The sequence below is a fragment of the Microvirga tunisiensis genome (assembly GCF_009296175.1).
Taxonomy (GTDB): domain Bacteria; phylum Pseudomonadota; class Alphaproteobacteria; order Rhizobiales; family Beijerinckiaceae; genus Microvirga; species Microvirga tunisiensis.
The window spans coordinates 1-1,644 of sequence record NZ_VOSK01000700.1; the positions used below are offsets into that span (position 1 = coordinate 1).

Annotated in this window: 1 protein-coding gene and 1 pseudogene; both read right to left on the reverse strand. The window is 59.4% G+C overall.

Features of this window, described 5'->3' with window-relative positions:
* Positions 1 to 781 precede the first annotated feature (781 nt).
* Positions 782 to 1,123, reverse strand: a complete 342-nt coding sequence (locus FS320_RS42985) for a phasin family protein (RefSeq protein ID WP_152718601.1) — start codon at positions 1,121 to 1,123, stop codon at positions 782 to 784.
* Between the two features lie 114 nt (positions 1,124 to 1,237).
* A pseudogene (locus tag FS320_RS42990) lies at positions 1,238 to 1,644 on the reverse strand (HlyD family secretion protein); the annotation flags it as partial.

Genomic DNA, 1,644 nt, shown 5'->3' on the forward strand with positions numbered 1-1,644 from the left:
CCTTCTGGCGAACTCGATTACCGTCGCCTATAGCTTCTCCAAAAGCGAGTTCCCGCTAACGGGCCGCTGAAGGCATCCAGGGCACGCCGTCGTGGATAGGGCAGTTGGCATGCGTCTCGTGCAGCGACGCATTCGGCAAATGACCCGAGAACCACGATTAAGGACTGATCCTTGTTGTCGATGGGAATCATCCGAACGCGTCTGAACACGAGCTTCGGGAGCCATACAGCGTATCACCTTTCGATTATGGTATCGTACATCAATCAGCTGCAGGGATATGTTCCATGTCCTTTGCAACCAAATGCCTTGTTTTCTCTCCTGACGCGACTGCCCCTGACGGGTCTGAGGTGCGGGGCCTGTGTAGCAAGAGCCGCGGCAGCCTGGCGCATTTTGCGCTACCTTCACATGCGGCTTGAGGGCTATGACCCATCATACTGTCGAGGAGGCTTGGCACTTTATCTCCGGCCGCAGTCAGATGTGGCGACGCACGCGGGAGCAGGACGAGATTGTGGACGTAGGGCCAGCCATGGCCATCACGATCCCGGTTGGAATTCACTTCCAGTTTCGCTTTGCTTCGCATGAGCCGCGACGGCAACTGGGACAACGATGCCGCCGTGGCCGGACGAAGGTGACGCGTCTGCAGTCGACGGGGTCGGGAAGCCAACTGTTTGACGGATCAGGAGAACGTCGGCTTAACGTTGTGCCGGCTCAAGCTGGGGCTTGGGACTGCCGTGGCGCCATCCAGACATGCCGGCGTCCAGCAGGTTGTGGCTTGAGACGGTCACCCGCCGACATGGCCTCGACCTTCGACAGACTTGGTGTAGATGGTCATCAGCTTTGTCATTTCGGAGTTGTAGTCGCGGACAGTCTCTTCGAGCCAGCGAGATTGGATGGCTGTCACATCAGCAAGGTTTCTGCAGCCCAATATTTCGCGAGCGGTCTCACCGTCCTTCTCGACGCGCATGGACATGAAGCTCATCATCTCACGCTGGCATTCGGCGGTCGCGGCGAACCACGTTTCTGTAGCCTTCGCCAGAGCCTGACTGTTGTCCCTCGATAGTGCGAATTCACTGGCGCTGCGCATCGTGTCTGACAAGGTCGACTGCTTGGACATAGTAGTCATGGACTGTCCTCCTTGAACAATTCCTTTCTGAGAGCGAGTGGGTTGCCTCCGCTGGCTCCGAGCGGAGGATCTCCTCGCCGAATTCGGGGCCAGAGCATTCCATTGATATAGATCTCAATGGCCGCCTAGCACGAGGGTCTGGATCGGGTACACCAGCGCCTGGATCCGCAGGATCATGGCGTGCACGAGCCCGACCGCGTCCACCGCATGAAGAACGAAGCCTCTGGTCGCGCTGACGTTGCCTGACGCGATCAGATCGTGATTGCTGGTATAGGCATTGGCAATGCAGCTGCTGCCGGGCGAGACGTCGTCGAAGCCGCCCTCGTAGAGAGGCTCGAGATAGACTAGGATGGTTCCCGGCCGCACCACCTGCTGCGCGTCGATCAGCTGCTCGCCGCTGCGGATCTGGCCGGCGGCGATAAAGTCCTGCACGCCCGTCACGACCATCGGGATCACCGTCCAGGGCTTCGAGGCACAGGTGGCCTCGGCCACCATGCCGACCTTCATCACCTGGGCCTCGA